The organism is Mucilaginibacter glaciei (assembly GCF_014773245.1).
Taxonomy (GTDB): Bacteria; Bacteroidota; Bacteroidia; order Sphingobacteriales; family Sphingobacteriaceae; genus Mucilaginibacter; species Mucilaginibacter glaciei.
In genome coordinates this window covers 140755-166862 of sequence record NZ_JACWMX010000005.1, presented here as the reverse complement: position 1 = coordinate 166862, position 26108 = coordinate 140755, and the positions used below count along the sequence as shown (strand labels likewise).

Below are 26108 nucleotides of genomic sequence, written 5' to 3'. Positions count from 1 at the left end.
GTTTACTTATACGCAAACTTATGCCCTAATGTTGTATAAAGCAATACGTATAAGTACGCAATTCGCCAACGGCGTATTTTTACGCAGTTTGTCATGATTTTGTAACCTATAGACAAATTGTATGTTATAAAAGTTATTAAAATGAATTTTACAACAAATATCAAACATAAAACGATGAGGATTAAAAAGGCAAATCCCCTACCTCTTCATCTCTTCCCTAACCGCCCTTAAAAATTCATTGGCCTGGCGCGAGCCGATGATGTACAGCAGACCGTCTCGGTCGGTAAGGTGGATGGCATCGTTACCTGCTGTAAAGAAACGGATGGTGCCTTTGGTGTGCAGGTTATAAACCGGGTTGTTAAACAAATAACGGCTATAGGTACCCTTCTCGGCTTTTACAATGCTGTTCAGGTCTATCTTTACGCGGCGGGTGGTCCACAAGCCGTCTAAAATAACGCTCTTATTTTCAACTATGGTTTTAAAATGGAGCAGGAACCCCATGATAATGGATATAATGATAATAGCAAACCCGATGATCGGGAAAAGGTCGCCATTGCGCTCACGCTCGTCAGTAAAAAAGTAGGCGGCAAAACAAAACATAGCCAAAACCAAACGGATAGTAATGGGGATAAACTCCCGGCCCAGGTATTGCTTTTCTACAAAAACGGTTTTCTCGCTCATAATTTTATCAGTTCGAATATAATAACTTTTTTAGTGTTCGCACTCACTTTATACCTTTCGCTTAAGCGGTAACCGCCCACCCAAATAATATCGCCATTGCCGTTCACCAACACCGGGACTTCGTTTTTACGGTTCAGCGGCACTTTCTGATGAATGAAAAAGTCACTCAGCTTTTGCCTCGTTTTCATCCCCAGCGGGTAAAACTGGTCGCCCCGCTGCCAGGGGCGGATGGTAAGCGGATAAACCAACAATTCTGCATCTACAGAAACCGTCATCGGGTTACTTTTTACGATCAGTGCGCTATCCTCATGCAGCAATGCCAGCTTATAGTTGTTATAGACGATGTTTTTATCGGTTGGATTAATAGCCACTTCTTCGGCCAGCGCATTTTTTCTTTTACTTATGATAACCCTCTCCCTGTCCAGCACCAATGTATACTCTCCATTTTCAAACACCCGGCCGGCGTGTTTGTCAAGTGACGAGATCAGATCGTCAACCATCGTATCAATAAAACCGTAAGGCTGCAACAGTTTAAAAAGCAATAGCCGCTGCGGGTTTAAGGCTTTAATATCGGCAATGGAGATGTGTACCTCATTGTTATGAACAAACATAATTTTCTCTTTAATCAGATCTGTTTGTTGGTTTAAAAGCACCTCCAAATCTCTAAAAACCTTTAAATTTCGCTCAAAAGTTTTTTCGATAGAGGGGTTTAACTCCTTCAACACCGGCACCACCTCGTGGCGGATCTTGTTACGCGCGTATTTGATTGATGCGTTGGAACTATCTTCCACAAAAGCCAAATCTTCCTGCTCAACTACCGCCTCGATCTCGTCCCGGTTTAAAAAGAGCAAGGGCCTGACCAGGTTACCACTAAGAGGTAAAATACCATGCAAACCGGCAATGCCCGTACCGCGGGTAAGGTTCAACAATATTGTTTCGATAGCATCGTTTTGATGATGTGCAAGCGAAATTACCCGGTAACCGCCTGTTTCACAGAGCTGGTTAAACCACTGGTAGCGCAAATGACGCGCAGCCATTTGTATAGAAACCCGGTTTTGGGAAGCGTGAGTTTTAGTATCGAAATTGGTGGTATGTAAGGTTACACCCAGTTGTTGTGCAAGGCAACGGGTAAATTGCTGGTCGGCCAGGGCTTCATCGCCGCGCAGCATAAAATTACAATGTGCAATAGCAAAATTATAACCGGCTGCGTTTAATAAATGCGCCATTAAAACAGAATCCATGCCCCCGCTAACAGCAGCCAATATTTTTGTATCGGCGTCAAATAATTTATTTATTTCGATAAATTCAACAAACTGTTTTACAGGAAGCATAAGCCAAAATTATTAATTTAATAACCCCCGCAAAAAACTAATTTTGCCCTCGTGATAAAATATGTCTTCAGCATCTTACTGGCACTATCAACTTTTGGGGCATTTGCGCAAAAAAAGTCGGTAGTGATATTGCAAAGATCCAACCGTTCTGAGAATGTAAAGCGCGACGGTGAGGATGTGATCAAAGTTTACCAGGGATCATTTAAGCAGGATTACTCGATCATGACATCAGATAGTGCTTACTTTTATCCGCAACGCAACGCTTTTGATGCTTTTGGCAACGTGCACATTACCCAGGGCGATACGTTGAATATTTACTCGGACAAGCTGAACTATAACGGCAATACCAAAGTAGCCCTGCTTACCAACAATGTGCGCATGATTGATAAAGACGCTATTTTAACCACCAATTATTTAACCTACAATACGGCTACCCGCATAGGCACTTATCTTGATGGTGGCAAGCTGATCAATAAAGAAAACGTACTGACCAGCAAGAACGGGTATTATTTTGCTCGGTCGCGCGATGCCTATTTTCGCTATAATGTGGTACTGGTTACACCAGATGCGCTGATCAAGACAGATACCCTGCGCTACAACACCGGCGTGCGGATTGCTTACTTTTTAGGCCCATCGAACATTTATGACACCAAGGATAAAAAAGATACCCTGTATACCGAGAACGGATTATACAATACCATAACCGAGCAGGCCTTTTTCGGGAAAAAGAATTTATACAAATCGGGCACCAAACGTTTAAAGGGCGATAGCTTATTTTATGACAAGGTTAAGGGCTTTGGCAAGGCGGTAAAACATGTAGTATTTACCGATACCGAGCAAAAGATAATGATGACCGGCGATTTAATTACCTATTTCAAAGCTGACGAAAGCACCATAGCGACTATTGACCCGACTGTAGTTGTTATTACGGAGGAGCGTGATACCACCGCCAAAGCCGATAGTGCCTTCAAGGCAGATTCGGTTGCCAACAGCAAAAAAAAACCGACCGGCACTAACCTTGTAAACGGTAAACCGGTGTCTGTTAACTTACCAACAGTAGGAAGCGTTGCTTTACCGGGGTTAAGTATGCCTGTGCTGAAAGGACTTAATAAGGATACAACCGTGAAAGTGCCGTTATCGTTAATGGAGCAGGCCAGGGCAATTAACCCTCGGTTGAAATTACCCACGAAAGATACCGTCATAAAAATAAAGCGGCAGGTGCCACCGGGCAGCATCCCCATCAAATCATTAGCGATGCCGCAGTTAAAAACACTAACGGCAGCCAAAGATTCGGCCGGTAAACCAAAAGAACGTGTCAAGCGCGATTCGGTGTATATATCGGCAGATTCGCTGGAGACCAAAATCATGACTTATAAAGATTATAAGATCATGCTGGAAAAACTGCGACTGTCCCACATTCGCGATACTACCGTTAAGGTAAAAAAGCCGGTGGCCGTTGTTAACTCCAAACTGCTTACTGCCAGCTTTACCCGCTTTAAGATTGATACCGCCATGTATCACAAAAATATTTTTGGCAAACCTAAAGCTGCTGTCGCCGGTAAACCAAAACCAAAACGCCGCCCCGAGCCCGACCCTGCCGACGATGAACCTGAAATAAGGCCATACAAGTTAAAGGTGCTAAGCGATACTGCAAGGATACGGATCGTGATAGCCCACCACCATGCCAAGCTGTTTAAATCTGATTTGCAGGCAAAGGCCGATTCGATGTTTTACAGCTACAGTGATTCAACCATCCGCTGTTATCTGGAACCGATTATCTGGGCACGGGGATCACAACTATCCGGCGATACTATTTATATGCAAATGCATAACAAGAAACTGGATAACCTGGACCTTTTCCCGCAGGCGCTGATCGTCAATATCGAGAAGCAGGATTCTATCCACTTCAACCAGGTGGCCGGTAAACGAATGAAAGGCTATTTCCGTAATGATAAGCTTGACCGCATGTACGTGACCGGCAACGCCGAGAGTATTTACTTTACCCGCGACAGTTTAAAGGTGAAAGAAATGCAGCGCTCGTTAAGCAGCCGCATGCGCATCCGCTTCAAAAATAATTCTGCATCAAACATCACCTTCCTAATTCAGCCCGACCACCGGTTTGCCGGGTTGAGCAATTTCAAGGAGGATGAACGTATCCTGAAAAGTTTTAAATGGAAGCCCAAAGATAGGCCGGTATCTAAAGAATCCATCCTGCCATCGTACAACCGCAAGCATAACCCGCCGCCTGCCAAAACAGGCTCAGTTAAACCAGGATTAAGTAAAAAGCCACCAATAGGCGGCAAACCCGTGCCAAAAATGGTAGGCGATACCACGCTTAACAAGCAGATGGGTGGTGTACCCAAACGCGCAGCGGGCGATTCCATAAATATAAAAAGAGCACCGGTAAACCCTATCAAAAAGGATTCAACCGTTAACAGCCCTACCCGGGTTAAAAAAGATTCGGTAGAAAGAAAAAAGCAGCCGGTTGCTGCGCCGGAGAAAACGCCTACAGCTGATAGCAAAAAACCGGCGGTGAATTAGGAAAAGGGTAGCCGCTAACGCGGCAAAAAGCAACTTCACTTCATTTCTACAAAGCGATAGCTCCTAACGGAGCAGCGTTGCATTCAACAACTATATTTTTTGACGGATAATCGTTAAAAACGGCCTAAAATCAGTGACCCACATTTCTAAATTGTGGCAGCTGCTAATTGGATAAAGGAGTGTAAATAATAATATTGACGATCTGCCTCGCAGAGGCTACCGCTTTGTAGCAACTGATAAAAACCAGGTTTTTTTGCGCCGTAGGTGCTACCCTTACCCGTTAGGTCTTACGCCAATTCGTTTAAAAACGCCAATAACTTTTCCATGGCGCGGCCACGATGGCTGATGGCATTTTTCTCGTCCATGCTCATCTCCGCAAAGGTGATGTTATATCCTTCGGGTTCAAATATAGGGTCATACCCAAAGCCATCTGTACCGCTGCGTTCCCTTCGGATGGTGCCATCAACCACACCTTCAAAAAAGTGTTCGCGCCCCTCCCACATTAAGGATATCACCGTTTTGAAACGGGCGCTCCTATTATCGCTGTCTTTTAATCCTTCCAAAACCTTATCCATATTGGCTTGATGATTGCCATGCGTACCCGCATAGCGGGCCGAATAAATGCCCGGCTCGTTATTTAAAGCCGCTACCTCTAACCCGCTATCGTCGCCAAAACAATTTACGTGGTATTTATAAAAAATGTGCCTGCTTTTAATAGAGGCATTTTCGGCAAAGCTTAGGCCGGTCTCTTCAATATCGTCATGGCAGCCAATATCATCAAGGCTGAGTAATTTTATCTGACCGTTAAGCTTGGCGGCTACCTCTTCCAGTTTGTGCTTATTGTTGGTGGCAAATACTAATTGCTGCATATTATAATGTTTTCATTTGTTCCCAAAAGACTTTCTTGTTCTCGTTACTATCCATCATTTCATCAAAACTATAACTATAAAGTATGGCAATGGTGCTGGTTCGCACGGGCTGGTTAAGCGTTGGTTTGGTTAAACCTTCGGGGATAGCATTTGCACCCAGTATCAGTATCTTATCGGGTTTAAAATGGCCGTATAATTGCTTGATTGTAGCTTCTGGATAAGTGTGAGTATTTAATATCACCACATCGTTAAGATCCAGCTCCTTCCGTTTTAAAATATTTTCTAAAGCTGCCTGGTGAGCTGGCGCTATAAATTGTTCGTTATGGTAACTGGTGAGGATCAAAAAACGTTTATTGTTATTACCCAGATAATTAAACGCTGAACCCGGCGTTTGTACAACAACCGGCTGGGCAGCGGCGGGCGGTGGCGGGATAACCTGTTCTATTTCAGTTTCCGGGGCAAGTACAGGTTCAGGCGCAGGTTGAGTTAAAACAGGATTTTCTGCCAATGTTGTGGTTTTATCCCCTTTGTCCTGATCCAGTAAATAGATTTCGTCCGGCATGATAAAACGGAAGGCCTGCGGATTCTCAACTTTCATATTTAACATATTTTAACCAAAAGTAAGTAAACCAGTTGAAGCATTATCAGCATATTCGCACAACGGGTTAATTATACTCCATTATTAATAAATTTTACCGAAATTTGCACTTTAACGGACTAAGCACCCGTGTTATTATTTGAATAAATTCATGAGAAAATTAGGACTATCCCTTCTAAATATTTTACTGTTCTTGTCTGTAGCGCATGCGCAGCAGAAACGTACTATTGATAAAATTGCAGCTGTTGTAGGCGCAAGCGTTATCCTGCAATCAGACATCGAGCTGGAATATGCACAATACCTGGTAAGCGGCCAGCAACCAAACGACGGTTTCAAATGTATTATCCTGCAAAATAAACTTACCCAAAAATTATTGGCGCAACAGGCCATCATCGATAGCGTAACCGTTAAGGATGAAGATGTTGATGCCGATATTGAGCGCCGTATGCGTTCTTTCATGCAACGCGCAGGAGGCCAGGATAAACTGGAGTCGTTTTTGGGCCGTTCGGTTATCCAATATAAAGATGAGCTTCGCCCGGATATTAAAGAAGGCTTGATTGCCCAGCGCATGAGGCAAAAGATCACCGAAAAGGTGAACACTACCCCGCAGGACGTAAGGAACTTTTATATCGCCAAGAAAGATAGCCTGCCATCTTATAACAAAGAAGTGGAAGTAGGCGAGATCGTTTTTTCGCCAAAGCTGAATAAGGAAGAAAAACAGTATTATAAAGAGAAGGCCGAAGAATTAAGGGCCCGTGTAAAAAAAGGTGAAGACTTTGCCAATATTGCCCGCTCTTACTCGCAGGATCCAGGGTCGGCAGTTGAGGGTGGTGACCTGGGCTTTTTTGACCGTGGTACCATGGTAAAGGAGTTCACCGCCAACGCCTTTAAATTAAAGGCAGGCGAAATTTCGCCGGTGTTTGAGACCGAAAATGGTTTCCACTTTTTACAGGTGATTGAACGCCGCGGCGAGCAGGTACACGCGCGCCACGTACTGGTTACCCCTGCCATTACCCAGCAAAGTTTAGACAGGGCTAAAGCAACTGCCGACAGTGTGTATAAGGTAATGAACGCCATGAAGAAGTTTGATTTCTCGAATGCTGCCTCTGTATTTTCAGACAATAACGAAACCAAATACAACGGTGGTATGATGCTGAATGCAGAGAACGTGCAAACACGCAGTACCTTTATCCCAACTGATAAGCTTGACCCGCAGGTTGCACTAACCGTTGATACGATGAAAGTTGGCGAGATCTCCAAACCACAATTGTTCAGCGATGCACAAAACGGTAAAAAAAGCTTTAAAATTTTGTACTTAAAATCGGTAACTGACGCCCACAAGGCCAGTTTAGAACAGGATTTTGCCAAGTTGAAAGACGATGCCATGGCCGATAAACTTAACCGCACCGTGAGCCAGTGGTTTGAAAAGCGCCGTAAAGAAACATTTATTAAAATTGACCCTGAATACCAGCAGTGCCCACCGTTAAAAAGCTGGATCACGGCTTCGAGTACCGCGCCGGTCGCTTCAAAATAATTGATTATGCAACACCGCTCAGATGTAGAGGCTGCTGATGCGCTAAAACAGGCCTACCAGCAGATCCGTGCAGAAATTGGCAAGGTTATCATTGGCCAGGATGAGGTGGTGAAGTTTGTACTGATCTCTATTTTCAGTAATGGCCATTGTTTGCTGGTTGGCGTACCTGGCCTCGCAAAAACTTTGCTGGTACAAACGGTTGCACAAGTATTAGACCTTGATTTTAAGCGCATCCAATTTACGCCCGACCTGATGCCCTCTGATATTATCGGATCGGAAATATTGGGCGAGGACCGCAACTTTAAATTCATTCCCGGCCCGGTATTCTCTAATATTATCCTGGCTGATGAGATAAACCGTACCCCGCCAAAAACGCAGGCCGCACTTTTAGAGGCTATGCAGGAAAAATCGGTAACAGCAGCAGGGGTTACACACAAATTGGGCAAGCCGTTTTTTGTACTGGCTACCCAAAACCCTATTGAGCAGGAAGGCACCTACCCCCTGCCCGAAGCACAGCTGGACAGGTTTATGTTTAATGTAGCCTTAAACTATCCGTCATTTAAAGAGGAATTGCAGGTGGTGAAAAATACAACCAGCACCAATACGCAAACTGTAAACAAGCAACTCAACGCCGACCAAATCATTTACTTTCAGCAATTGGTGAGGAATATCCCAATAGCTGATAATGTGCTGGAATATGCGGTTAAGCTGGTATCAAAAACACGTCCCGACAGCGAATTTGCAATCCCACAGGTTAAGCGCCTGTTAAACTGGGGCGCAGGCCCGCGCGCCTCACAATTCCTTGTCCTGGGGGCTAAATGCCATGCTGTACTCCACGGCAAATACTCGCCGGATATTGAAGATGTGCAAGCGGTTGCAAAACCGATACTAAGCCACCGTATTGTGCGTAGCTACCACGCTGAAGCGGAGGGTTTATCTGCAAATGATATTATAGAACAGTTGTTTTAACAGGAGAAAATCTTGCTAATTAAAAAGCAGGGCGTTATCTCTTGAGTAGAAAAATTCAACAGGTAACTTATTTACTAAACCCCGGTTCCACCACCTTCAAAATTTCTTTTACCCATAACCCATACATTTTAGCAGATGGATGTAGACCATCACCGGCAGTTAAAGCGGCATCACTAACAGCTTGTTTGGATATTGGTGTGATATCTGCGTAGGCCACGCCTGCCTTTTCGGCTTCCTGCTTATTGATGTTATTAAACTGGTCTATCTCTTTACCGATCTGTGCGCGGTCGCGGCCGCCGGCGTAGGGAGTAACACCCCAGTCGGGAATAGAAACTACAAACACATGATTTTTATCGCCCCCCGCATATTCAATAGCTGTATTTAACAATTGAACAAACTCAGCACGGTAAACATCGGGGCTTTGGCCTCGGTATTGATTATTTACACCGATAAGCAAGGTAACAATGCCGTACTGTTTGCCTTTGGTATCACTGTGGCTGATCGCATCTATCAATTCAGCCGTAGTCCATCCTGTAGTGGCAATAATTTCGGGTTGTGCTACTCCATGACCTGCTTTTGTCAATTGTGCGGATAATTGATAAGGAAAGGAGCCCTCGGCAGGGACGGATTCACCAATTGTATAGCTGTCGCCCAATGCAAGATAAGTTAGTGCAGGTTTAGTTTGTTTGTTTGCTTCCATCATGGTTTTGCATCCGGACAAAAAAAGACCGGTTACTAGGGCTAGTGCTATCAGTAGTTTCATTTCACGATCTCCATACCAAAAAGTACGGAAATGTGGTGCGTAAGGATGTTTTTTACTTCGTCGATATCCACCTCGCGGCCCAATTCCTGCTGCATAGACGTTACCGCTTTATCATCAATACCGCAGGGAACAATGTTCTTAAAATAATCGAGACTGGGGTTTACATTAAATGCCAGGCCATGCATGGTAACCCAACGGCTGCACCGCACGCCCATTGCGCAAATCTTGCGGGCTTTTTCGTTATCGGCATCAAACCAAACACCGGTATAGCCGGGGTAACGGCCCGCCTTTAAACCATAATTGGCAAGGGTTAAAATAACGGCTTCCTCCAGTGTGCGCAGATACAGATGGATATCGGTAAAAAAGTTATCCAGATCAAGTATAGGGTAGCTAACTATCTGGCCGGGACCATGGTAAGTGATATCGCCGCCCCGGTTAATAGCGTAATAAGCAGCTTGCTTTTCCTTCAATCCGCTCTCGTCCAAAAGTAAATGCTCGGCTTTACCGCTTTTACCTAAGGTATACACATGAGGGTGTTCGCAAAATATCAGGTAATTCGGTGTAACGACCTCGTCTGCGGGTTCGTCAGCCCCGGCCAGCACGGCCACCTGACGGTTACGGATCTCGGTTTTCAGTTTTACAGTTTCCGCAAAGATACTTTCCTGTCTGTCCCAGGCCTCTTTATAATCGGTTAAGCCCCAATCCTGTAAAATAACTTTTTTGTTCTTCATCATTAAGCCTTCACATACCCTATCATGTAATCTTCATACTTCAGGTAATTTACGGTAAAGTTAAAGTTTATCGTATCCTTATCCAAGGTGGCCTGTAACGCGCCCTCGTTAGCATAATCGAAAGGCTGCAAAAAAATGTTGTCGGCAAATGATACCTCTTTTTGTCCGTAGCATTTATAAACCGATTCTTTAGCGCACCAGCAAACATACAGGTGGTCTATCTTATGCTGCTGATCTATAAAAGCCTGTTCTTCGGGCCGCATAAATTTATGGGCAATTCGCTCCACTTTTTCTTTTATCTGCTCAATATCAATTCCAACCTGCCCGCTCTTACTGATCATTACGGCGGCATAGTCAAAAGAGTGGCTTAACGAAATATGGTACGGCAGGCTTACCAGGTACGGTTTGCCATGGGCATCGATCTTACAATCAATATATTCATCGGTACGCAGCATTTTACGCAGTAATACCCTGGTGCCCAGCCAATGCAGGTAGCGTTTGCTTTTACTTAATTGTTTGGTAAAGGCTTTTTCCGCGTCGTCTAATTGCAGTTGTTTGTAAAGCTCTTCGGCAGTCTCTTCAATTCGCCAAAGCGCAAACTCTGTATCATCATCCACCTGTTGTCGGTAAGCTATAGCCATAAAGGTAAAATTGCAAAAAGGATAGTAAAGATATATCAGGTAAATATAATAATTAAGAAAGTTGTTTCGCGTTGTAACACTTGGCTATAAACTTACGTCAATAGGGTAATAAAATAATACCAGACCCTGCATTACCATCACAATGAAAAAAATTTACATAGCTGCTGCTATTTTAATAGCCGTTGCTTTAACAGAAGGTTGTATGAAACAGCGCTTAGTTGAGAAAGTGCCCGTAGCAAAAAACATTAGGGGTTAATAACCCTATAAAGAGAACATCCAAAGCGGTGAGAATGTGAGTGGATGTAAACTGCCTTTGGTGGTTTAATTTGTGCCGCCGGTGCTTATGCGCCGGCGGTTTTTTTATGCACTGCTTTTATTAACGCTTGTTTACAACCCGCTATTGGCGGTTAGCCTAATTAGTAATAATTTAGCCCTCCCGTAAAAACAGGCTATGATATTATCAGACAAACGCATTCTTGAAGAGATAGAAAAAGGTTCCATTATTATTGAACCCTTTAAACGCGAATGCCTGGGAACAAACTCTTACGACGTACATTTAGGCAAACACCTGGCCACTTATAAAGACCGCGTGCTGGATGCCAAACTGCACAATGAGATCATCGGTTTTGAGATCCCTAAAGAGGGATTTGTGCTGCAGCCCAATACGCTTTACCTGGGTGTTACGGTGGAGTACACCGAAACCCATCAGCATGTTCCCTTTCTGGAGGGCAAATCAAGCACAGGCCGCTTAGGTATCGACATTCATGCTACCGCAGGCAAGGGCGACGTAGGTTTTTGCAATACCTGGACACTGGAGATCTCCTGCGCGCAGCCAGTAAAGATCTATGCAGGGATGCCGATTGGTCAGTTGATCTATTTTGCTGTGGAAGGCGAGATAGAAACGCTTTACAACACCAAGGATAACGCCAAATACAATAATAAAACCACACGCCCGGTTGAGAGTATGATGTGGAAGAACAAATTCTAACTCTAAACCGTTGTATCTATAAGGAATGCAGGCAATTAGCGTTGTTATAATGCATACCTTGTAGTAATATGGCACACAAACGTTTCTTTTTTGGATTTATAGCTGCGATAGGTTTAAGCGGCCTGTTGGGCTTTGCCGTTTATGACGACCCTATTGATCAAATAGTACAGCAAATAAACCGGTGGGGCAGTGAGCGCCCAATCGAGAAAGTTTATCTCCACCTGGATAAGCCTTATTATGCCGCCGGCGACGATATTTGGTTTAAAGCCTATGTAACCGCAGGCTTAAAACATCAACTAACCACGATAAGCGGCATTGTAAATGTTGATCTGCTGGATGCTAACGGGGTTGTTAAACAATCTGTAAAACTTGCGCTAAAAGACGGTACCGCCGCAGGCGATTTTGCCCTGCCCGACACACTACGCGGCGGCAGTTACCATATTCGCGCTTACACTAATTACACGCGTAATGCGGGCAGCGATTACTTTTTCGACCGGCCGTTAAGCATCATCAACAATACCTTAAGCAGTAATAATTCTGCAGATAAAACACCGGTAAAAAGTATTACCGTTGCCAATTTCCAGGCGGGGAAGTTTGGTACGCAATTCTTCCCGGAGAGTGGCAATTTAGTTGCGGGCATCCCCACTAAGGTTGCCTTTAAAGCCATTGGTGCCGATGGCTTATCTGAAGAAGCAAAAGGCACTATCACCGACAACAACGGCAAACAAGTAGCACAATTTACAAGCAGCCATTTAGGGATGGGGATGTTTGAGCTGACGCCTGTTGCCGGCAACACCTATACCGCTAATATTATTTACACCAGCGGCGTTACACAAGTAGTAAAATTGCCCGCTGTATCTGATCAAGGTTATGTATTATCTGTAGACAACAGCAACACGCAAAATCTGCAAATAAAAATTTCCGCACGTAATCAAAGCGATAATGTGTTACTCATAGGGCAAAGCAACGGCAAGGTGTATTACAGTAGCAAAGCTAAACCTGGCCTTACATCAATATCGAAGAGTACGTTACCTGCTGGGATTGTCCAATTTACTTTATTTTCTGCCGGGGGTGAGCCGATGAACGAGCGGTTGGTATTTATTCAGCAGCCCGACAAGTTAAGGCTGAGTTTAGCGGGCAATTTGCAAACTTCTGCCCCGCGCCAAAAGGTACAATTTACTGTTGCTGCCGATAATGGCAAACCTGCCGCGGGGAGTTTTTCGGTAGCGGTTATCGATGAAAGCAAAGTTCCTTTTAACGATGATGACGAAAATAATATCATGGCATCGCTGCTGCTTACTTCAGATTTGAAGGGGTACGTAGAACAACTCGCCTATTACTTTAATAACTTCAATAATAAAACACGTGCCGACCTTGATTTACTAATGCTTACGCAAGGTTACCGCCGTTTCGATTGGAAAGAGATTATGAACGGTAGTTTGCCCGCTAATACTTTTGACCCGGAAAAGGCCTTACAGGTTTACGGTACCGTAAATACACCCGGCGGCAAACCCGTTGCTAATGCCAAAATAAAACTGATAGATTTTGATAATATTGAGTACACCATGGATGCAGTGACTGACGCCCGCGGTAGGTTCGCATTCACTAATTTAACTTTTCCCGATAGCGTACGGTTTATTTTGCAGGCCCGTACCGATAAAAACAAAAAGGATGTAGTGATCAAGATGGACTCTATCGCCCCGCCAATTGGAAGCACTTATACGGTGATTACCCGTACGGCTGATCTGTCGGTTTATGCAGGTGCCAGTAAGGCGCTTTACCAGGCACAAATGCGCTTTGGCGTAGGTAACCATGTGATACCCCTACGGGAGGTGATTATTCGGGCCAAAAAGCAGGCGCTTAAATACTCCGCTAATTTGAATGGCCCCGGTAACGCCGACCAGGTGATATTAGGGAAAGACCTCCAGTTGGGCTGTATTCGCATATCCGATTGTTTACAGGGGCGATTGGTTGGGGTTACTTTCCGTAACGGCATCCCCTATTCAACCCGTTCTTTTAACAGGCCCATGCAGGTAATATTAGATGGCATTTATGTAGATGCTGACTTTATTAACAGCATTAACTACAATGATATACAAGCTATAGAGGTATTGCGTAACGGCGCTTCTACCAGTATTTACGGCGGCAGGGGTGGTAGCGGTGTCATGCTTATTACTACCAAACGCGGCGGCGATACTGAAACCTACGACGGGCCAATTACCGGTCGTGGCATCAAGGTTACTTACCCTAAAGGTTATTTAAAAGAGCGTACATTCTATTCGCCTGATTACAATACACCTAAAGAGAACAAACAATTGGCCGATCTGCGCAGCACCATTTATTGGAACCCCAGTGTAAACACCGGCAGTGACGGCAAAGCCTCTTTCGATTACTTTAACGCTGGCAGCAAAGGAAGCTACCGGGTAATTATTGAAGGTGTAGATAATGAGGGCAATATTGGCAGGCAGGTATATCGGTATAAGGTGGAGTAGGTTAATTCAAAATGTAAAAGTCAAAATTAAAAATCACCTTCTCCGGTTTTTACTTTTAAATTTTGACTTTTACTTATCATTTCGCCAGGTAAAACTTCTCCCAAAAGTCAACCGACTTAAACAGTTCGCTGCGGTCAAAGCTGTTCGACTCGCTATTTCCGCGTGCACCACCACGGCCGCCTCTTCCGCCGCCGCCCATACCACCACGACCGCCGCCCATTCCTCCCCCACCCATTCCGCCACCGCCGCCTCTTCCGCCACGGCCACCCCCCATGCCGCCACCGGGATTTTCACCGCCCGGGCCGCCTGCCGCAGGTTTTTGCACGCCGTTGATCTTGAAGTTAAAAGCCCATTCGTTTTTTGATGGGCTATCTGCATGAAAGAATTTTAACGGTATGGCTGCCTCGCACACCAGTTTGCCATCTTTATCGTAGTCAACGGCGGCTTTAAAACCGTAAGTGTTTGATGTGGTGATCATCTCATATGCCACATCCTTAAAGCCTGTTACTTTAATATTGCGCAGGGTGGTGATGCGTTCACGCATCAGTTCGTCGCGGTCCTGCTGGCTTAAATCGCCATTGTCATCTTTACGGTAGCCTAACTGCGTTTTTGTGCCGGGGTCACTCAGCGGGAAGGTCATGGTAAAGGCCTCCTTCTTTTTTCCCTTTGGGTCGATGCTTATGGTAATACCGGCATTCAGGATGCGGGCCTGCTCGGTACGGTCGCTAATGCGAATGGCTACGTAAAGATTCTCCTGGTCGTTAGCTAATGTATACGGGATCTTTTTCTCGTCGTTTATATAACGCAGGCTGTCGCCCCATTCTTTCAGGCTGCCGTCTACCAAAACTCTGGCGGGTGGCGCAAGCATATTGCCGGGTTTATTTGATTGTGCGTTGGCGGTGCCGGTAATGGCCATAGTGAGGGCGCAAAAAAGTAGGGGGAGGTTCTGTTTCATTTGGGGCTTTTAAGTGATAAATTTAGCTTGAACGATTTTTATTTAAATCGTTTAAACATCATTTTAACACTTTTATTACTGATTTTAAGTAAATTTGTCATTACATATGCCAACTGAAGTACAGGAAGAAACGCTCACGCTTGAAGAGATACTAGCCGGGCTTAAAGAAATGCACCGCCTTATATTATGGAATGATGATCATAATAGTTTTGAGCATGTTATCCATTGTATGATGAAATATCTGGATTATACCGAAAGCCAGGGAGAAAAAATTGCCTGGAAGGTGCATAACGAAGGCAAATGCGCCGTATTGGAAGGTTCATTTACCGAAATGGAAGTTTACCGTAAGATATTACAGCAGGAAGGTTTAACCGTTACGGTCGAATAAATAATGTACTACCGTTGAGCTGCGCTTAAAATAAATATGATCCTTGCCTAACCGGCAGGGATTTTTTGTTGATATAAATCGCATTGGCAGAGTTTAATTAAATGCCCACCAAAATAGTTTATTAAAAAAGGGGCTACCAACGGCAGCCCCTTTAATTAAATAACGCTTAGCATTAGTTTTTATCAAAAAACAGTTTGGTAGTTACCGCGTCGCTTCCAATTTTGCCGGATGCATCCGTGTAATTTACGGTATTAACGTTTTGCTCGCTAACCGGGTAAGTAAAGCGCACGGGGAATGTGCTTACAGGGTTAGCTGGCGCAGGTAACTGCGGGTAGTCTAACCTGCGGTTTTCTATCCAGGCGTCCCAACCGCGGTTGTAAAGTGCCAACCATTTTTGGTAGCCAATCTTTTGTTTATAGGTGCCTGTTGCTGTTGCATAAGCTACAGAAGTTTTAGCCAGATACGTACTTGCGGTAGCCGCAGTGCCGCCCCAATAAAGTACAGAGGCAGTTACGCCATTGCTATAATGGCTTGCAGCAGTACCGCCAACGTTATAGCCTCGCTCAACAGCTTCGGCCAGGTTAAACTCTGTTTCGGCGTAATCAAGCAATAAGCCCGGGAAATTTGGCGCCGTTAAGGTAGTGCTTGGCTTTGAAAACGCATCGTAACTATTTTTGGTACCAGGGCGCCCGCCAGAGTAAGAGCCGCTTACATCGGTAGTGAAATAAAGGGCCAGTCTTGGGTCAGTCGTAGTTGTTAAATTATCAACAATAGTTTTCGACGCTATAAAATCAAGCCTGCCGCTTTGTACCAGGTCCACCCAAACCGGGTTGGTGTTTGGCGGGTTTAGCGCAAACTTAAAGTTGGCATTATTTGCGTTACTGGTAAAAACACCTGAAGCTACTGCAGCCTCTACCACAGCCTTTGCTTTGGTATTATCCGCATCTGCCAGGGTCATGCCCATTTTTAATTTAAAGCTATTACCAAATAATTTCCAGCTGGCAATATCACCACCGTATATCTGATCGGCGTTATTCAAAGTCTGTGCGGTAGTAAGGTTGGCTATGTCCGCATCAAGGCGCGTAAGCAGCGCATTGTAAACGGTTAGCGCATCATCGTACTTAGGGAATTTATTATCAACCTTTAACGCATCCGTGTAAGGGATGTTACCAAAAGTAGTTACCAGGTAATAGTAGCTATAAACCTGCATCATATCTGTAATGGCTACGTCTGATTTTATTTCATCGGCAGATAGCGTCTTTGATGCTGCAAACCCTGCTTTTGCCTGTTCGAACGGCTCCAGCACATCACGATAGTAGGCATCCCAAATACCATCGGGGATCTTGTTATCCTTAATGTTATAATTGCTTTCGGTTATGTAGGTGGTTTCCTGCCATTGCTGCTCTATCAGCCTGAAAGTGTTTAGATAAACGTTTGACGAGGCAAGGGTACTGGCCAATGTATTTTGTGCCTGTGTAAACAATGCGGTAGCAGGCACCGATGCCGGCTGCTTTGGGTTAACATTAAGGCTGGTTATATCTTTTTTGCAGGCCCCAAAAAACAATAAGGGGATAACTGAGATTATGATTTTTTTCATCGGGGTTTTGTTAAAAAGTGAATTTAGCGTTAAGTGAAACTGTCCTTACAGCAGGGTATGCACCAGATTGATATCCCTGCAAATTGCCCGAGCTCAAGCTTTCTTCCGGATCGGCATAAGGCAAGTTCTTATGGATGATCCATAAGTTGCGGCCTATCAGCGAAAGGTCGATCCCTTTCACTGCACCCAGTTTAGATACGATACGCTGCGGAAAGCTGTAAGAGATAAGTGCCTGCCTTAATTTCACATAACCTGCATCATAAACAAATGCTGCGTTAGGGTTTGTTTCATAACCATATAAGCCCGAGCCGGTGTTTTCTACGCGGGTTTTATTAGGTTGCCCATCGGCAGTTACCCCTTTAACAACAACACCGCCACCCTGTGCAATAGGTAAGCGTGAAGGGTTACCCAAGTCGTTCAAGCCCGCAGTTTCCGGATATAAGCCGGTGTCAAACCCGTAATAAGTATCGAGCGAGAATACGCTGCCACCCTTGCGGATATCAACCAGGAAACTTAATGTAAAATTCTTATACCTAAAGCTGTTGTTGATACCACCAATCCATTTTGGGTTACTATTGCCAATCACGTTATTAGCGGTACCGGTTTGCAGATAGTAACCATCATCGCCTACTACTTTTTGTCCATTAAGATAAACAAAGTCGGTACCGCGGATAGTGCCCAGCGGCTGCCCTAAAGAAGCATTGATGGTTACACCACCCTGGAAAGAACCTATTTGCAAGTTTTGTGCCTGCTGGCCCGTTGCATCTTTAAATAACTCAAGTACCTTACTGTTGTTTTTGGTGAAGTTAACATCAACTTTCCATGAAAAGTCTTTGTTACGTACCGGCCATCCGTTAAGGGTTAATTCAACCCCTTTATTTTGTACCGTACCCGAGTTTAGGTAAGCTGCACTATAACCCGTTGCCGACGATGTGGTAACAGGTATGATCTGATCGACCGTTTTGTTTATATAATAAGTCGCATCAAAACCTACTCTGCTATTAAAAAACTGCATTTCAACGCCATACTCCGAGCTTGTTGTACGCTCAGGCTTCAATAGCGGGTTATTTTTGGTAGAATTAACAATCGCTTGAGGTGCGCCGTTAATTGGCGTGCCTAATGTGTAAGTATCTATAGTGCTGTAAATAGGCGCATCGTTGCCCACCTCTGCGTAGTTGGCACGTAACTTTCCGTATGATAACCAACTGTAATCCTTCAATAATTCAGAGAACACAAAGCCAGCCGATACGGCAGGGTAATAATATGCGTTATTGCCCTTGGGTAGTGTCGAGGCTACGTCACGGCGTAAGGTACCATCAATGGTGTAGGTATTTTTCCAGGTTAAGGTAGTCCCTGCATAGATCCCGTTAACTTCCCTGCGTTGATCCGCCTCTACCGGGGCATTGGGCGTATTTAAGGAGTTCGATAAGGCGTAAACATTAGGTACAACCAAGCCGCCGTTTGTTGCGGCAAAAATATCCTGGTAGCGTTGTTTACGGATATTGGTACCCGCAACAGCCTTAAAGTTAAAATCTTTACCAAAATTTTTATTTACACTGCCAATCAGGTCAAAGTCGGTTTCGTTCCAACCTGTATTGCGCCTCGAGTAGCTGGATACACCCGTTGCACCAACAGCGCGGCGCTCGTCCTGTAATTGGTTCCAGTTATCAACCGTTACACGGCCTAAGATATTTAACCAGCTTGTTGCCTTATAATTTAATGACACGTTACCGAAATAACGGTTACGAGTATCTGTTTCATAATTTTGATAGCGGCCAAAGTAAGGGTTATCCCAGTAAATAGCCGTTGGGTTGTTAAAGTTACTCAGGTTCCAAGTAGCGTTACCGTTTTCGCCCTGGGCAAGGCTATTATAGTAAGCATCTTTTAATTGCTTAATATCTGTATTTACCTGCCACCATTGCCTAAAGTTACCTACCACGTTCTCTGACTGGTAGCCTGTGCCGTATCTGCCCAAACCGTCGGTCCGGGTATAATCAATAGATGCAGCAGCAGTTAATTTATTGGTGATATTAAAAGAACCAGAAAAGTTAACCGCATTTTTCAATATGTTGCTATTTGGCAAAATACCGTTATCGCTGTTGCGGGTATAACCTAATTTAAATGAGCCGTTATCGCCACCGTTGGTAATAAAGATGCTTTGGCTGTTTGAAACAGGCTTCACAAAAAAGGTAGACGGGTCGTTTGCTGCCGCCATCCATGGCGTAGCCTGGCCGTAGGTTGGCAAGCCTTTATAAAAGGCGTTCCATTGGTATACTTTTAAATTCGGGTCGAATTTTGCACCGTACGATGCATCTTCCGTTAACGGTGTAACCAGGTCTGGCTGGCCGTCGCCATTAACATCCCTGTACCAAAAATAACCGGTAGGGTCTTCATAGCCCGGGCCATAGCCGCCGCCATATTCCTTTTGATATTTGGTAAAGGTTGATTTATCTATAGCACCTACGCTTACGCCGGCATTCACCACAATACCTAAGCCTTTTCTGGCTTTTTTGGTGGTGATCAATATTACCCCGTTTGCGCCTTGCGAGCCGTACAACGCACTCGCCGCTGCTCCCTTTAATACTGTAACAGATTCAATATTATCCGGGTTGATATCCTGAACCGGGCTACCATAATCGTACCCGCCACGCCCTGTGCGCTGATCGGCCGAGTTAATCGTAGAGCCGGATGGCGCTCCATTGTTAAATGGCACACCATCAACCACGAAAAGTGCCTGATTGGAATTGAAAATTGATTTAGAACCGCGGATCACTACGTTTGTTGACGCACCTAGGCTATTGTTCTGCCTGATCTCTAAACCCGATACTTTTCCGGATAGGCCTTCAACAAAGTTTGATGAACGGGTTTTGCTTACCTCTTCGCCCGAAACCTGTTGCGCAGCATAAGCTTGCTGGTTTCGCGTACGGGTAAGTCCAAGCGCACCGGTTACTATTACTTCGCCAAGTTGTTTAGCCGATGTTGCCAGTACTACGTTTACTACCGGGCCATTTACGGTGACATCTTGCGGAGCATAACCTATATAACTAAACGTTAATACCGTGCCGGTGGGAACAGAAAGGGAGTATTTACCTTCGGTATTAGTTTGTGTGCCGGTGGTAGTTCCTTTGATCCCGACACTTGCGCCGATAACGGACAGGCCGTCGTCTTTGCCGGTAACCCTGCCGGTTACTGTGATGTTTTGCGCCTGCAAAAGTGATATACTAAACCACGTTAAGCACAGCATAGTTAGGAGATGTTTTTTCATAAGAGGCTGTTTTGATTATTAATTAAAGATTCTGCATAAATGAGTATTATATAAAAGTTAAAATTAGAATAAATTATCAAGTATTTATTAACTGCAATGCCTATATGGTTAATTGAACATCAACAAATTGTAGTTTTGGTCGATATGCTTATACCTAAAGAGAAAGTGTATTATTTTAAAATCAATTATCGATTGATGCTAATTTTATATAAATCAGCTATTTGTAAAATTTAAGAAAGTAGCCAGTTACCGGCAGGGCGCCAATTGTAACAATTTTAATAGCTATTAATTTAGTAGACTTTTTTTGGCGAAGGGAGGGTTCTTTAAGCGAGACAATGCATTCTACGGGTATAAGGATATTCAAGGGCAAGGAAAGCTATGACACAAACTGAAAGGCTGGAGAAACTATGCGATATTAAGCCAAATCTAAAGTTATGGGAAAAGTCGCATTGCGGTTTGACTCGCTGTATAAAAAAGATGTAGTGAAAAAGTTGATGACTGCCCAAGTTTGTATAGGCCAATATGAAAAAGCCCCATTCTTACCTGAATGGGGCTTCTTAAAGACAGCTAGTCGGATTAAAAATTACAATCTGTGCCCGGATTAATGTTTTCTTTATCACGCGTTAATAAGGCAACACCATTTTTAAAACTCACTATCCAGATGGTGTCATAATCATCGTCCGGCCATACCAGACTTTCATCTTTCACACCTAAATTTCTGATGATGGCCGCTATTGTTTTATGGTTCCAGGCCACCAGCACTATACCCGATTTTGTTTTGATATCCGCAGCTACACCCGCGGTGTCTTTCTCTGTACGGGCGCTATTGATAGTAAGATTATATTTTGCCGCAAGCGGTACAATGGTTTCAAACATACGCGCATGCTTAGTAACCTCCCCAATCCCTAAAGTGGGTACGTAGGTATAAGCAGGTACACCAAACTTCCCGATAATTACTGCCGGTAATTTTACCGATCTGTTATAGCCCTGGCAGGTGAGGTTATCTCCTTTTACAGGTTTTTCCGCATGACGTATGAAAACAACTTTCAAATTTGCCGACTGCGCCCAAGCTATATTTGCATTAACGATAGGTATCGCGAACACAACAAATAACATTTTGAATAAATTCCTCATCTGCTAATGATTAGTTGTTAGTGTAAGTTACCGGTTCCGTTCAGTTGATAAGCGCCAAGGTCTGCACCCGGAGGGGTGGCATCTGCCAGCCCGTAAATTTTATCCATAGGTACAGTAATTAACGGTTTTATGGCTGTGTTGCCTTTTCCAATTAGCGGCGAATTTGGCTTTAGCCTGAAGTTAAAGCTGCCTATGGCGCTGTATTGCGCAAATGGGCGTGTTACCGGTAGCGGGAAGTTAAGAAACATCGGCGCGCTTTTTTGAACCACATCTATACCATCATAAATAGAACCCAAACTGTAACTTGCGGGGAGGTATTTGGCGGTAGATGTGATTGAAGGGAAATCTGTTGGTTGCGGTTGGGTGATATAACCAGTTGGATAAAATTGGTTTGCCACGCTTACAGAATCGGCGTATTGATAGTTGTTACCGTAAGTTAAGTGAGCAATATCAGCAATAGGGCTGCCAACAACACGGTAACCGTATTTGCAGTTTACGGCTACGTTATTATAGTACATACCTGCTGCACCTTCTTCAAAGTTAACAGAGCCCCCACGGCCGCTCTGTACCTGCCGGTAGCCACCGCTGATAAATGTATTGTTGTACATCACAATATTGGTTTGCGGTGCACCAGTTGCCTGGCCTTTGTTTGACGCCTTCTGGCCGTTTGTTGCGGTACCTATAAATAAGTTGTAAGCCAATGTGCCTACCGTACCGCCTTTCATATTAATGCAATCGCCGCCGCTTACACCATTTTTTTCGAATGTACTACGGAAGATAGCCAGTTTACCGGCCGAGATACGAATAGGGTCATCTACCCCACCATACAACCACGAGTCTTCCATAATGAAGCTGCCTTTATAATTAGCAAACAATATACTAAACTGGTTACCTGTACCAGCGCCCGCAATGGTTGACGTTGCCTTACCCTCTGTTAAGCCGGCATATTCAACGTGCGTCCACCTCAACACCATCAAATTGCAAGTAGGGCCGCCAATAATACCTTTCCACTTACCCGCGTAAGCAGGGTCGTTAACAGGTAATAAGCCACCAGGAATGTCATTCTTGGTAACACCAGCAACGGTAATATAGTTAGGCTGATCTTTTGATCCATTACTTACCAAAGTGCCTAATGCAATTATACTGCTGCCCAAACCCATGTTTAAGGTTACACCCGGCTGCATTAATAATGTATCAGTAGGGTTAATTACAAGATCGCATCCATCGGCTACGGTGTAAGTCTTACCAGAGAGCATAGTTCCCTTTACCGGCACTACTGTACTACCACCACTGCAAGAGAGCGGGGCGGCATCGCTTACCGGGTTTGCTGCGGGTGGTGTATAGCTATAAATATCTGTGTGCTCGCCTTTCCATTTCTGGCAGCTGCTTAATACAGCCAGTATAATGATGCAAAATATGGGGGAAATGAATCTTTTCATCGTTTTGTTTTTTATAATTTATATCTTAAACCACCAAGAAATGATGTTTTATAGTAATCGCTTTGTACTAAGGTTTGTGCAGCTATATCCTGTTTACCTAAAAATTCCTGTTGTTTAGCATCGAGGCTGCCATGTGGGAACTTTAAATATATTTTGCTGGCGGCGTTTGTAATGTTGTTGATCTTTCCATAAAAAGAAAGCTTTTTACCAATGGTTTTCTCGAACGAAAAATCCAATTGGTTATATGCATGCTGGTAAAAATCAAGGTTAGCATAAGGTGATACCTGGGTTAGGCGCTCACCTGTGTAAACAAATGCTGCCTGCATATCTAAACCAAGCTTAACGCTCTTAAATAATATGGATGCATTACCTACATGGTTTGCCTGGCCTTGTAAAGGGCGGGTTTCATCAACTAAAGTTTGTATAGAACCCGCAGCAGGGTCATTAACATACAATAATTTGTTTGTTGTGATCCGTGAGTGGGTGTACGTATAGTTTACCGAAAAACCTATAAGCCCGAAGAACTTGGTTGCTAATACCTCTGCACCGTAATTAGTAGCATTGCCTGCATCATTTTGCGGCTTAATCACCTGTGAACTTGGGCCGCCGTCGCGCACTACGAAATACTCGATAGGGTTGTAGATCTTTTTGTAGAACGTGCCGATCAATATTTGGTCAGACCCGCCGGGAAAAAGTTCGTAGCGTAAATCATAGTTATCGGCTGTGATATGTTTCAACAGCGGATTACCAACCTGATCATAATACTCGCCCGATACTTTGTAAGGCACCAGCTCACCAAAACCGGGGCGGCTAATAGATGCGAAGTACGATGCCCTAATGTTCTGCTTATCTGTTAACGCGTATTTCAAATGTATACTTGGCAAGAAATCGCTGTAGATAATGGTACCGCTGCGTTGGGTAACCGTAGCCGGCGATTGGGTTTCATAGGTCATATAAGTATTTTCGATCCTTACACCACCCAACACCTGTAATTTGGGGAAGGGATTGAATTTTACCTGCAGGTACTCGGCATTATCATCTTCACGTACATTGTAGTTGTTTTGCAGATCGGGATTATTGCTACCGATACCATCTGCCGCCGAATTAAAAGCGAAAGGAATAGCGGCGAAATTATTACTGAATAAGGTTGATTTACCACCTGTTAAAGAGTAAGTAATGTAATCGGCATCTCTTAACTTATGGCGATACAAACCACCTAACGCAAATTCAACATCTGTACCCGCAATTTTTGGTGTGTAAAAGAAGTTGGCATATCCAGACAGGTCGCGGTCACGGTTATTTTCCCAGTGATGGGTAAGCTTGGTGTTGTTATCAATTTCAGTAGTCACCTGGCCTAACGCATTTAATGATTTATTGGCATCGTATGCAAATTCTGTACGGTCAGGCATGTGCCTCGAAGCTATTGAATAGATACCGTCCCAGTTTAGTCGGAATTTATCGCTGATGATATGCTCACCATGCAGCGTCCCGTTGTAAATATTCTGTTTTGTTAAGGTATTCCTGTTAGCAAGTGTGATCTGTTTGCTTAAGTTAGTGGAGTTTAAACCAAGGCCTAAAGTGTCTGAAGTGATCCTTGATTCGTATTCGTTTTGATGAATGTAAAGGTTATATAACGAGATCTTGTTTCTGTCGTTGATGACATAATCGATTTTATTATGCAAACCTAAACGCTGTGTTTGGGTAGAGTAGGCTCGGTCATAAGCATCAGAAAACTGCGGAGAGTTTGGCAATGGTATGGCCGACGGCTGCGCATTTGGTGTTAACTGTTTAGAGTTTGAGCCGCGGTAGATATTCTGGTAGCTACCAGAGATGATAACACCTAATTTATTATTCAGGAACCTATCGCCTATAGTCAAACCGGCTGTTGAACTTAACGGATTGTTAAGGCTATGCTGACTGGTATAAGCACGGTTGCTGAAATCAGCAGGCATTGCCGCATAATTATTGCCGTTTATCATTGCCGGCGATTTCATGTTAGGCGATGAGTTAAAAGCACTGAACAGCCTTCCGTTAGAAAACAATGACGAAAAACCTGCAGAGGCATTAGCGCTTAAAGTAAAATGATAAGGCGCGCTTTTCATAACCAAATTCATGGCGCCACCAATCGCATCACCCTCCATACCCGGAGTAAGGGCTTTGATCACTTCAAGTCGTTCCAGCATTTCCGAAGGGAAAATATCCATCGGTACAAAACGATAGCTTGGATCAGGACTTGGGATTTTAATACCGTTCACCAACGTTGAGTTATACCGCTGGTCCATGCCGCGAATAATGGCATAGCGGCCCTCGCCGTTAGCCGAACGCTGTATGGTTACACCGCTTACCCGCTGTAGTGCATTGCCTACAGTAACATCAGGCAGTAGCTGAATGGTGTTTGACGATAGGATATTCATTACCATCGGGGCACTTTTTTCAAGGCCACGTGCATTTCTATCAGTTTCTTTGTTTGCCTGGGCAGTAACTTTTACTTCGCTCATTTGTGTGCTCGCATCAGTTAAAGCAATGTTTACAATTCTGAGCTCGGTTGCGGCTGATAAGTTGCCTTCAAATACTTTAGAGGCTGCGTAACCAACATAGTTAACCCTGATCTGATAAGGGCCTGTTGCAATTTTTTTAAATCGGTAAGTGCCATTCAAACCCACCGATGTGTATTTGCTGGTACCATTTTGCGTTAAGTGAACTGTGGCACCCGGCAAGGTCTCGCCGGTGTGTGCATCAGTTACTCTTCCCTCAATAGTTTGTGCTATCAATGCGGAGGAAAATGATAAGATGGTGAATAAAAGAAAAAGGATTTTTTTGTAAAAGTGTATAAACTTCATACGGAGCGGGGGTTAATTTTCCGCAAGTAACCCCGTCAATTCTGTGTATTTTCTGAATTAAATCACAAATCAGAATTCCGTAATGCATTGATAACATTAACGTAACATCATCTGCTTTTTTCACGGTTTATTGTTTGAAATACGGGTACCAATCGCGAGCGTATATTCCAAGTCGTTGCTTGTTGATCTATAAGCAATATTAGCGCAATGCCATTCGCAGCCATCGCATCTGGTAACTATTCAATAGGCACAGGTTTATGGTTTTTAACGAACAATAGATTATCGGCCTGCCTGCCAAGTCGCTTTATTAATTTTTTGTTGGTCACATGAAATCTTCTATCCGGAACGGCAA

At 44.1% G+C, this 26108-nt stretch carries 19 protein-coding genes; 6 read left to right on the top strand and 13 right to left on the bottom strand.

Features of this window, described 5'->3' with window-relative positions; translation table 11 throughout:
• Positions 1-198: 198 nt before the first annotated feature.
• Together IDJ76_RS13135 and tilS are read right to left on the bottom strand one after the other, a co-directional pair.
• Positions 199-681: a hypothetical protein gene (locus IDJ76_RS13135; protein ID WP_191163793.1), complete on the bottom strand. Its 483-nt coding sequence runs from the start codon at positions 679-681 to the stop codon at positions 199-201.
• A complete protein-coding gene (tilS, locus tag IDJ76_RS13130; protein ID WP_191163792.1) occupies positions 678-2012 on the bottom strand; it encodes a tRNA lysidine(34) synthetase TilS in 1335 nt (444 codons plus the stop codon). Before tilS ends, IDJ76_RS13135 begins: the two co-directional genes overlap by 4 nt.
• Positions 2013-2063: 51 nt before the next feature.
• On the opposite strand from tilS, the gene IDJ76_RS13125 reads away from it, so the two are divergent.
• The gene (locus IDJ76_RS13125) at positions 2064-4553 is read left to right on the top strand and encodes an OstA-like protein (protein WP_191163791.1); all 2490 of its coding nucleotides are present in this window, start codon (positions 2064-2066) and stop codon (positions 4551-4553) included.
• A 287-nt stretch (positions 4554-4840) separates the two neighbouring features.
• On the opposite strand, the gene IDJ76_RS13120 is transcribed toward IDJ76_RS13125, so the two are convergent.
• The gene (locus IDJ76_RS13120) at positions 4841-5422 is read right to left on the bottom strand and encodes a non-canonical purine NTP diphosphatase (RefSeq protein WP_191163790.1); all 582 of its coding nucleotides are present in this window, start codon (positions 5420-5422) and stop codon (positions 4841-4843) included.
• A 1-nt stretch (position 5423) separates the two neighbouring features.
• Positions 5424-6020: a hypothetical protein gene (locus tag IDJ76_RS13115; RefSeq protein ID WP_191163789.1), complete on the bottom strand. Its 597-nt coding sequence runs from the start codon at positions 6018-6020 to the stop codon at positions 5424-5426.
• A 151-nt stretch (positions 6021-6171) separates the two neighbouring features.
• Here IDJ76_RS13115 and IDJ76_RS13110 point away from each other — a divergent pair, with 151 nt between their 5' ends.
• Both IDJ76_RS13110 and IDJ76_RS13105 read left to right on the top strand, forming a co-directional pair.
• On the top strand, positions 6172-7554 hold the full coding sequence (locus tag IDJ76_RS13110; protein ID WP_191163788.1) for a peptidylprolyl isomerase: 1383 nt from the start codon (positions 6172-6174) through the stop codon (positions 7552-7554).
• Between the two features lie 6 nt (positions 7555-7560).
• Positions 7561-8523, top strand: coding sequence for an AAA family ATPase (locus IDJ76_RS13105; protein WP_191163787.1), 963 nt, complete (start codon positions 7561-7563; stop codon positions 8521-8523).
• A gap of 67 nt (positions 8524-8590) precedes the next feature.
• Here IDJ76_RS13105 and IDJ76_RS13100 read toward each other — a convergent pair whose 3' ends face one another.
• From IDJ76_RS13100 to IDJ76_RS13090, 3 genes are read right to left on the bottom strand one after another with little or no spacing between them, the layout of a single operon-like run.
• Entirely contained in the window at positions 8591-9226 is a 636-nt protein-coding gene (locus tag IDJ76_RS13100) for an SGNH/GDSL hydrolase family protein (protein ID WP_224746316.1), read from the bottom strand.
• 56 nt (positions 9227-9282) lie between these two features.
• Positions 9283-10020: a lipoyl(octanoyl) transferase LipB gene (gene lipB, locus IDJ76_RS13095; RefSeq protein ID WP_191163785.1), complete on the bottom strand. Its 738-nt coding sequence runs from the start codon at positions 10018-10020 to the stop codon at positions 9283-9285.
• Complete coding sequence (locus IDJ76_RS13090) at positions 10020-10658, bottom strand: 4'-phosphopantetheinyl transferase family protein (protein WP_191163784.1); 639 nt, start codon at positions 10656-10658, stop codon at positions 10020-10022. Before IDJ76_RS13090 ends, lipB begins: the two co-directional genes overlap by 1 nt.
• A gap of 451 nt (positions 10659-11109) precedes the next feature.
• On the opposite strand from IDJ76_RS13090, the gene dcd reads away from it, so the two are divergent.
• Positions 11110-11646 carry a dCTP deaminase gene (dcd, locus tag IDJ76_RS13085; protein WP_191163783.1) on the top strand — a complete coding sequence of 179 codons (537 nt, stop codon included), beginning with the start codon at positions 11110-11112 and terminating at the stop codon, positions 11644-11646.
• 68 nt (positions 11647-11714) lie between these two features.
• Positions 11715-14138, top strand: a complete 2424-nt coding sequence (locus IDJ76_RS13080) for a TonB-dependent receptor plug domain-containing protein (RefSeq protein ID WP_191163782.1) — start codon at positions 11715-11717, stop codon at positions 14136-14138.
• Between the two features lie 76 nt (positions 14139-14214).
• Here IDJ76_RS13080 and IDJ76_RS13075 read toward each other — a convergent pair whose 3' ends face one another.
• Positions 14215-15093 (bottom strand): hypothetical protein, encoded by an 879-nt coding sequence (locus IDJ76_RS13075; RefSeq protein ID WP_191163781.1) that lies wholly within the window; start codon positions 15091-15093, stop codon positions 14215-14217.
• A gap of 106 nt (positions 15094-15199) precedes the next feature.
• On the opposite strand from IDJ76_RS13075, the gene IDJ76_RS13070 reads away from it, so the two are divergent.
• Entirely contained in the window at positions 15200-15481 is a 282-nt protein-coding gene (locus tag IDJ76_RS13070) for an ATP-dependent Clp protease adaptor ClpS (protein ID WP_191163780.1), read from the top strand.
• A gap of 172 nt (positions 15482-15653) precedes the next feature.
• Here the strand turns inward: IDJ76_RS13070 and IDJ76_RS13065 are convergent, their stop codons facing one another.
• The 5 genes from IDJ76_RS13065 to IDJ76_RS13045 form a co-directional block, all read right to left on the bottom strand.
• The gene (locus tag IDJ76_RS13065; RefSeq protein ID WP_191163779.1) at positions 15654-17078 is read right to left on the bottom strand and encodes a SusD/RagB family nutrient-binding outer membrane lipoprotein; all 1425 of its coding nucleotides are present in this window, start codon (positions 17076-17078) and stop codon (positions 15654-15656) included.
• Between the two features lie 10 nt (positions 17079-17088).
• On the bottom strand, positions 17089-20343 hold the full coding sequence (locus IDJ76_RS13060) for a SusC/RagA family TonB-linked outer membrane protein (RefSeq protein ID WP_191163778.1): 3255 nt from the start codon (positions 20341-20343) through the stop codon (positions 17089-17091).
• A 576-nt stretch (positions 20344-20919) separates the two neighbouring features.
• Positions 20920-21477: a histidine phosphatase family protein gene (locus IDJ76_RS13055; RefSeq protein WP_191163777.1), complete on the bottom strand. Its 558-nt coding sequence runs from the start codon at positions 21475-21477 to the stop codon at positions 20920-20922.
• Between the two features lie 17 nt (positions 21478-21494).
• Positions 21495-22916, bottom strand: coding sequence for a hypothetical protein (locus IDJ76_RS13050; protein WP_191163776.1), 1422 nt, complete (start codon positions 22914-22916; stop codon positions 21495-21497).
• Between the two features lie 11 nt (positions 22917-22927).
• The gene (locus IDJ76_RS13045) at positions 22928-25756 is read right to left on the bottom strand and encodes a TonB-dependent receptor (RefSeq protein WP_191163775.1); all 2829 of its coding nucleotides are present in this window, start codon (positions 25754-25756) and stop codon (positions 22928-22930) included.
• Positions 25757-26108: the final 352 nt, after the last annotated feature.

Excerpts from the sequence above, each read along its gene's own strand:
- IDJ76_RS13090 (WP_191163784.1), bottom strand. The coding sequence starts at position 10,658 with ATGGCTATAGCTTACCGACAACAGGTGGATGATGATACAGAGTTTGCG.
- IDJ76_RS13070 (WP_191163780.1), top strand. The coding sequence starts at position 15,200 with ATGCCAACTGAAGTACAGGAAGAAACGCTCACGCTTGAAGAGATACTA.
- tilS (WP_191163792.1), bottom strand. The coding sequence starts at position 2,012 with ATGCTTCCTGTAAAACAGTTTGTTGAATTTATCGAAATAAATAAATTA.
- IDJ76_RS13115 (WP_191163789.1), bottom strand. The coding sequence starts at position 6,020 with ATGAAAGTTGAGAATCCGCAGGCCTTCCGTTTTATCATGCCGGACGAA.
- IDJ76_RS13080 (WP_191163782.1), top strand. The coding sequence starts at position 11,715 with ATGGCACACAAACGTTTCTTTTTTGGATTTATAGCTGCGATAGGTTTA.
- IDJ76_RS13050 (WP_191163776.1), bottom strand. The coding sequence starts at position 22,916 with ATGAAAAGATTCATTTCCCCCATATTTTGCATCATTATACTGGCTGTA.
- IDJ76_RS13055 (WP_191163777.1), bottom strand. The coding sequence starts at position 21,477 with ATGAGGAATTTATTCAAAATGTTATTTGTTGTGTTCGCGATACCTATC.
- IDJ76_RS13065 (WP_191163779.1), bottom strand. The coding sequence starts at position 17,078 with ATGAAAAAAATCATAATCTCAGTTATCCCCTTATTGTTTTTTGGGGCC.
- lipB (WP_191163785.1), bottom strand. The coding sequence starts at position 10,020 with ATGATGAAGAACAAAAAAGTTATTTTACAGGATTGGGGCTTAACCGAT.
- IDJ76_RS13120 (WP_191163790.1), bottom strand. The coding sequence starts at position 5,422 with ATGCAGCAATTAGTATTTGCCACCAACAATAAGCACAAACTGGAAGAG.
- IDJ76_RS13105 (WP_191163787.1), top strand. The coding sequence starts at position 7,561 with ATGCAACACCGCTCAGATGTAGAGGCTGCTGATGCGCTAAAACAGGCC.
- IDJ76_RS13135 (WP_191163793.1), bottom strand. The coding sequence starts at position 681 with ATGAGCGAGAAAACCGTTTTTGTAGAAAAGCAATACCTGGGCCGGGAG.
- IDJ76_RS13045 (WP_191163775.1), bottom strand. The coding sequence starts at position 25,756 with ATGAAGTTTATACACTTTTACAAAAAAATCCTTTTTCTTTTATTCACC.
- IDJ76_RS13075 (WP_191163781.1), bottom strand. The coding sequence starts at position 15,093 with ATGAAACAGAACCTCCCCCTACTTTTTTGCGCCCTCACTATGGCCATT.
- IDJ76_RS13060 (WP_191163778.1), bottom strand. The coding sequence starts at position 20,343 with ATGAAAAAACATCTCCTAACTATGCTGTGCTTAACGTGGTTTAGTATA.
- IDJ76_RS13110 (WP_191163788.1), top strand. The coding sequence starts at position 6,172 with ATGAGAAAATTAGGACTATCCCTTCTAAATATTTTACTGTTCTTGTCT.
- IDJ76_RS13100 (WP_224746316.1), bottom strand. The coding sequence starts at position 9,226 with ATGATGGAAGCAAACAAACAAACTAAACCTGCACTAACTTATCTTGCA.
- dcd (WP_191163783.1), top strand. The coding sequence starts at position 11,110 with ATGATATTATCAGACAAACGCATTCTTGAAGAGATAGAAAAAGGTTCC.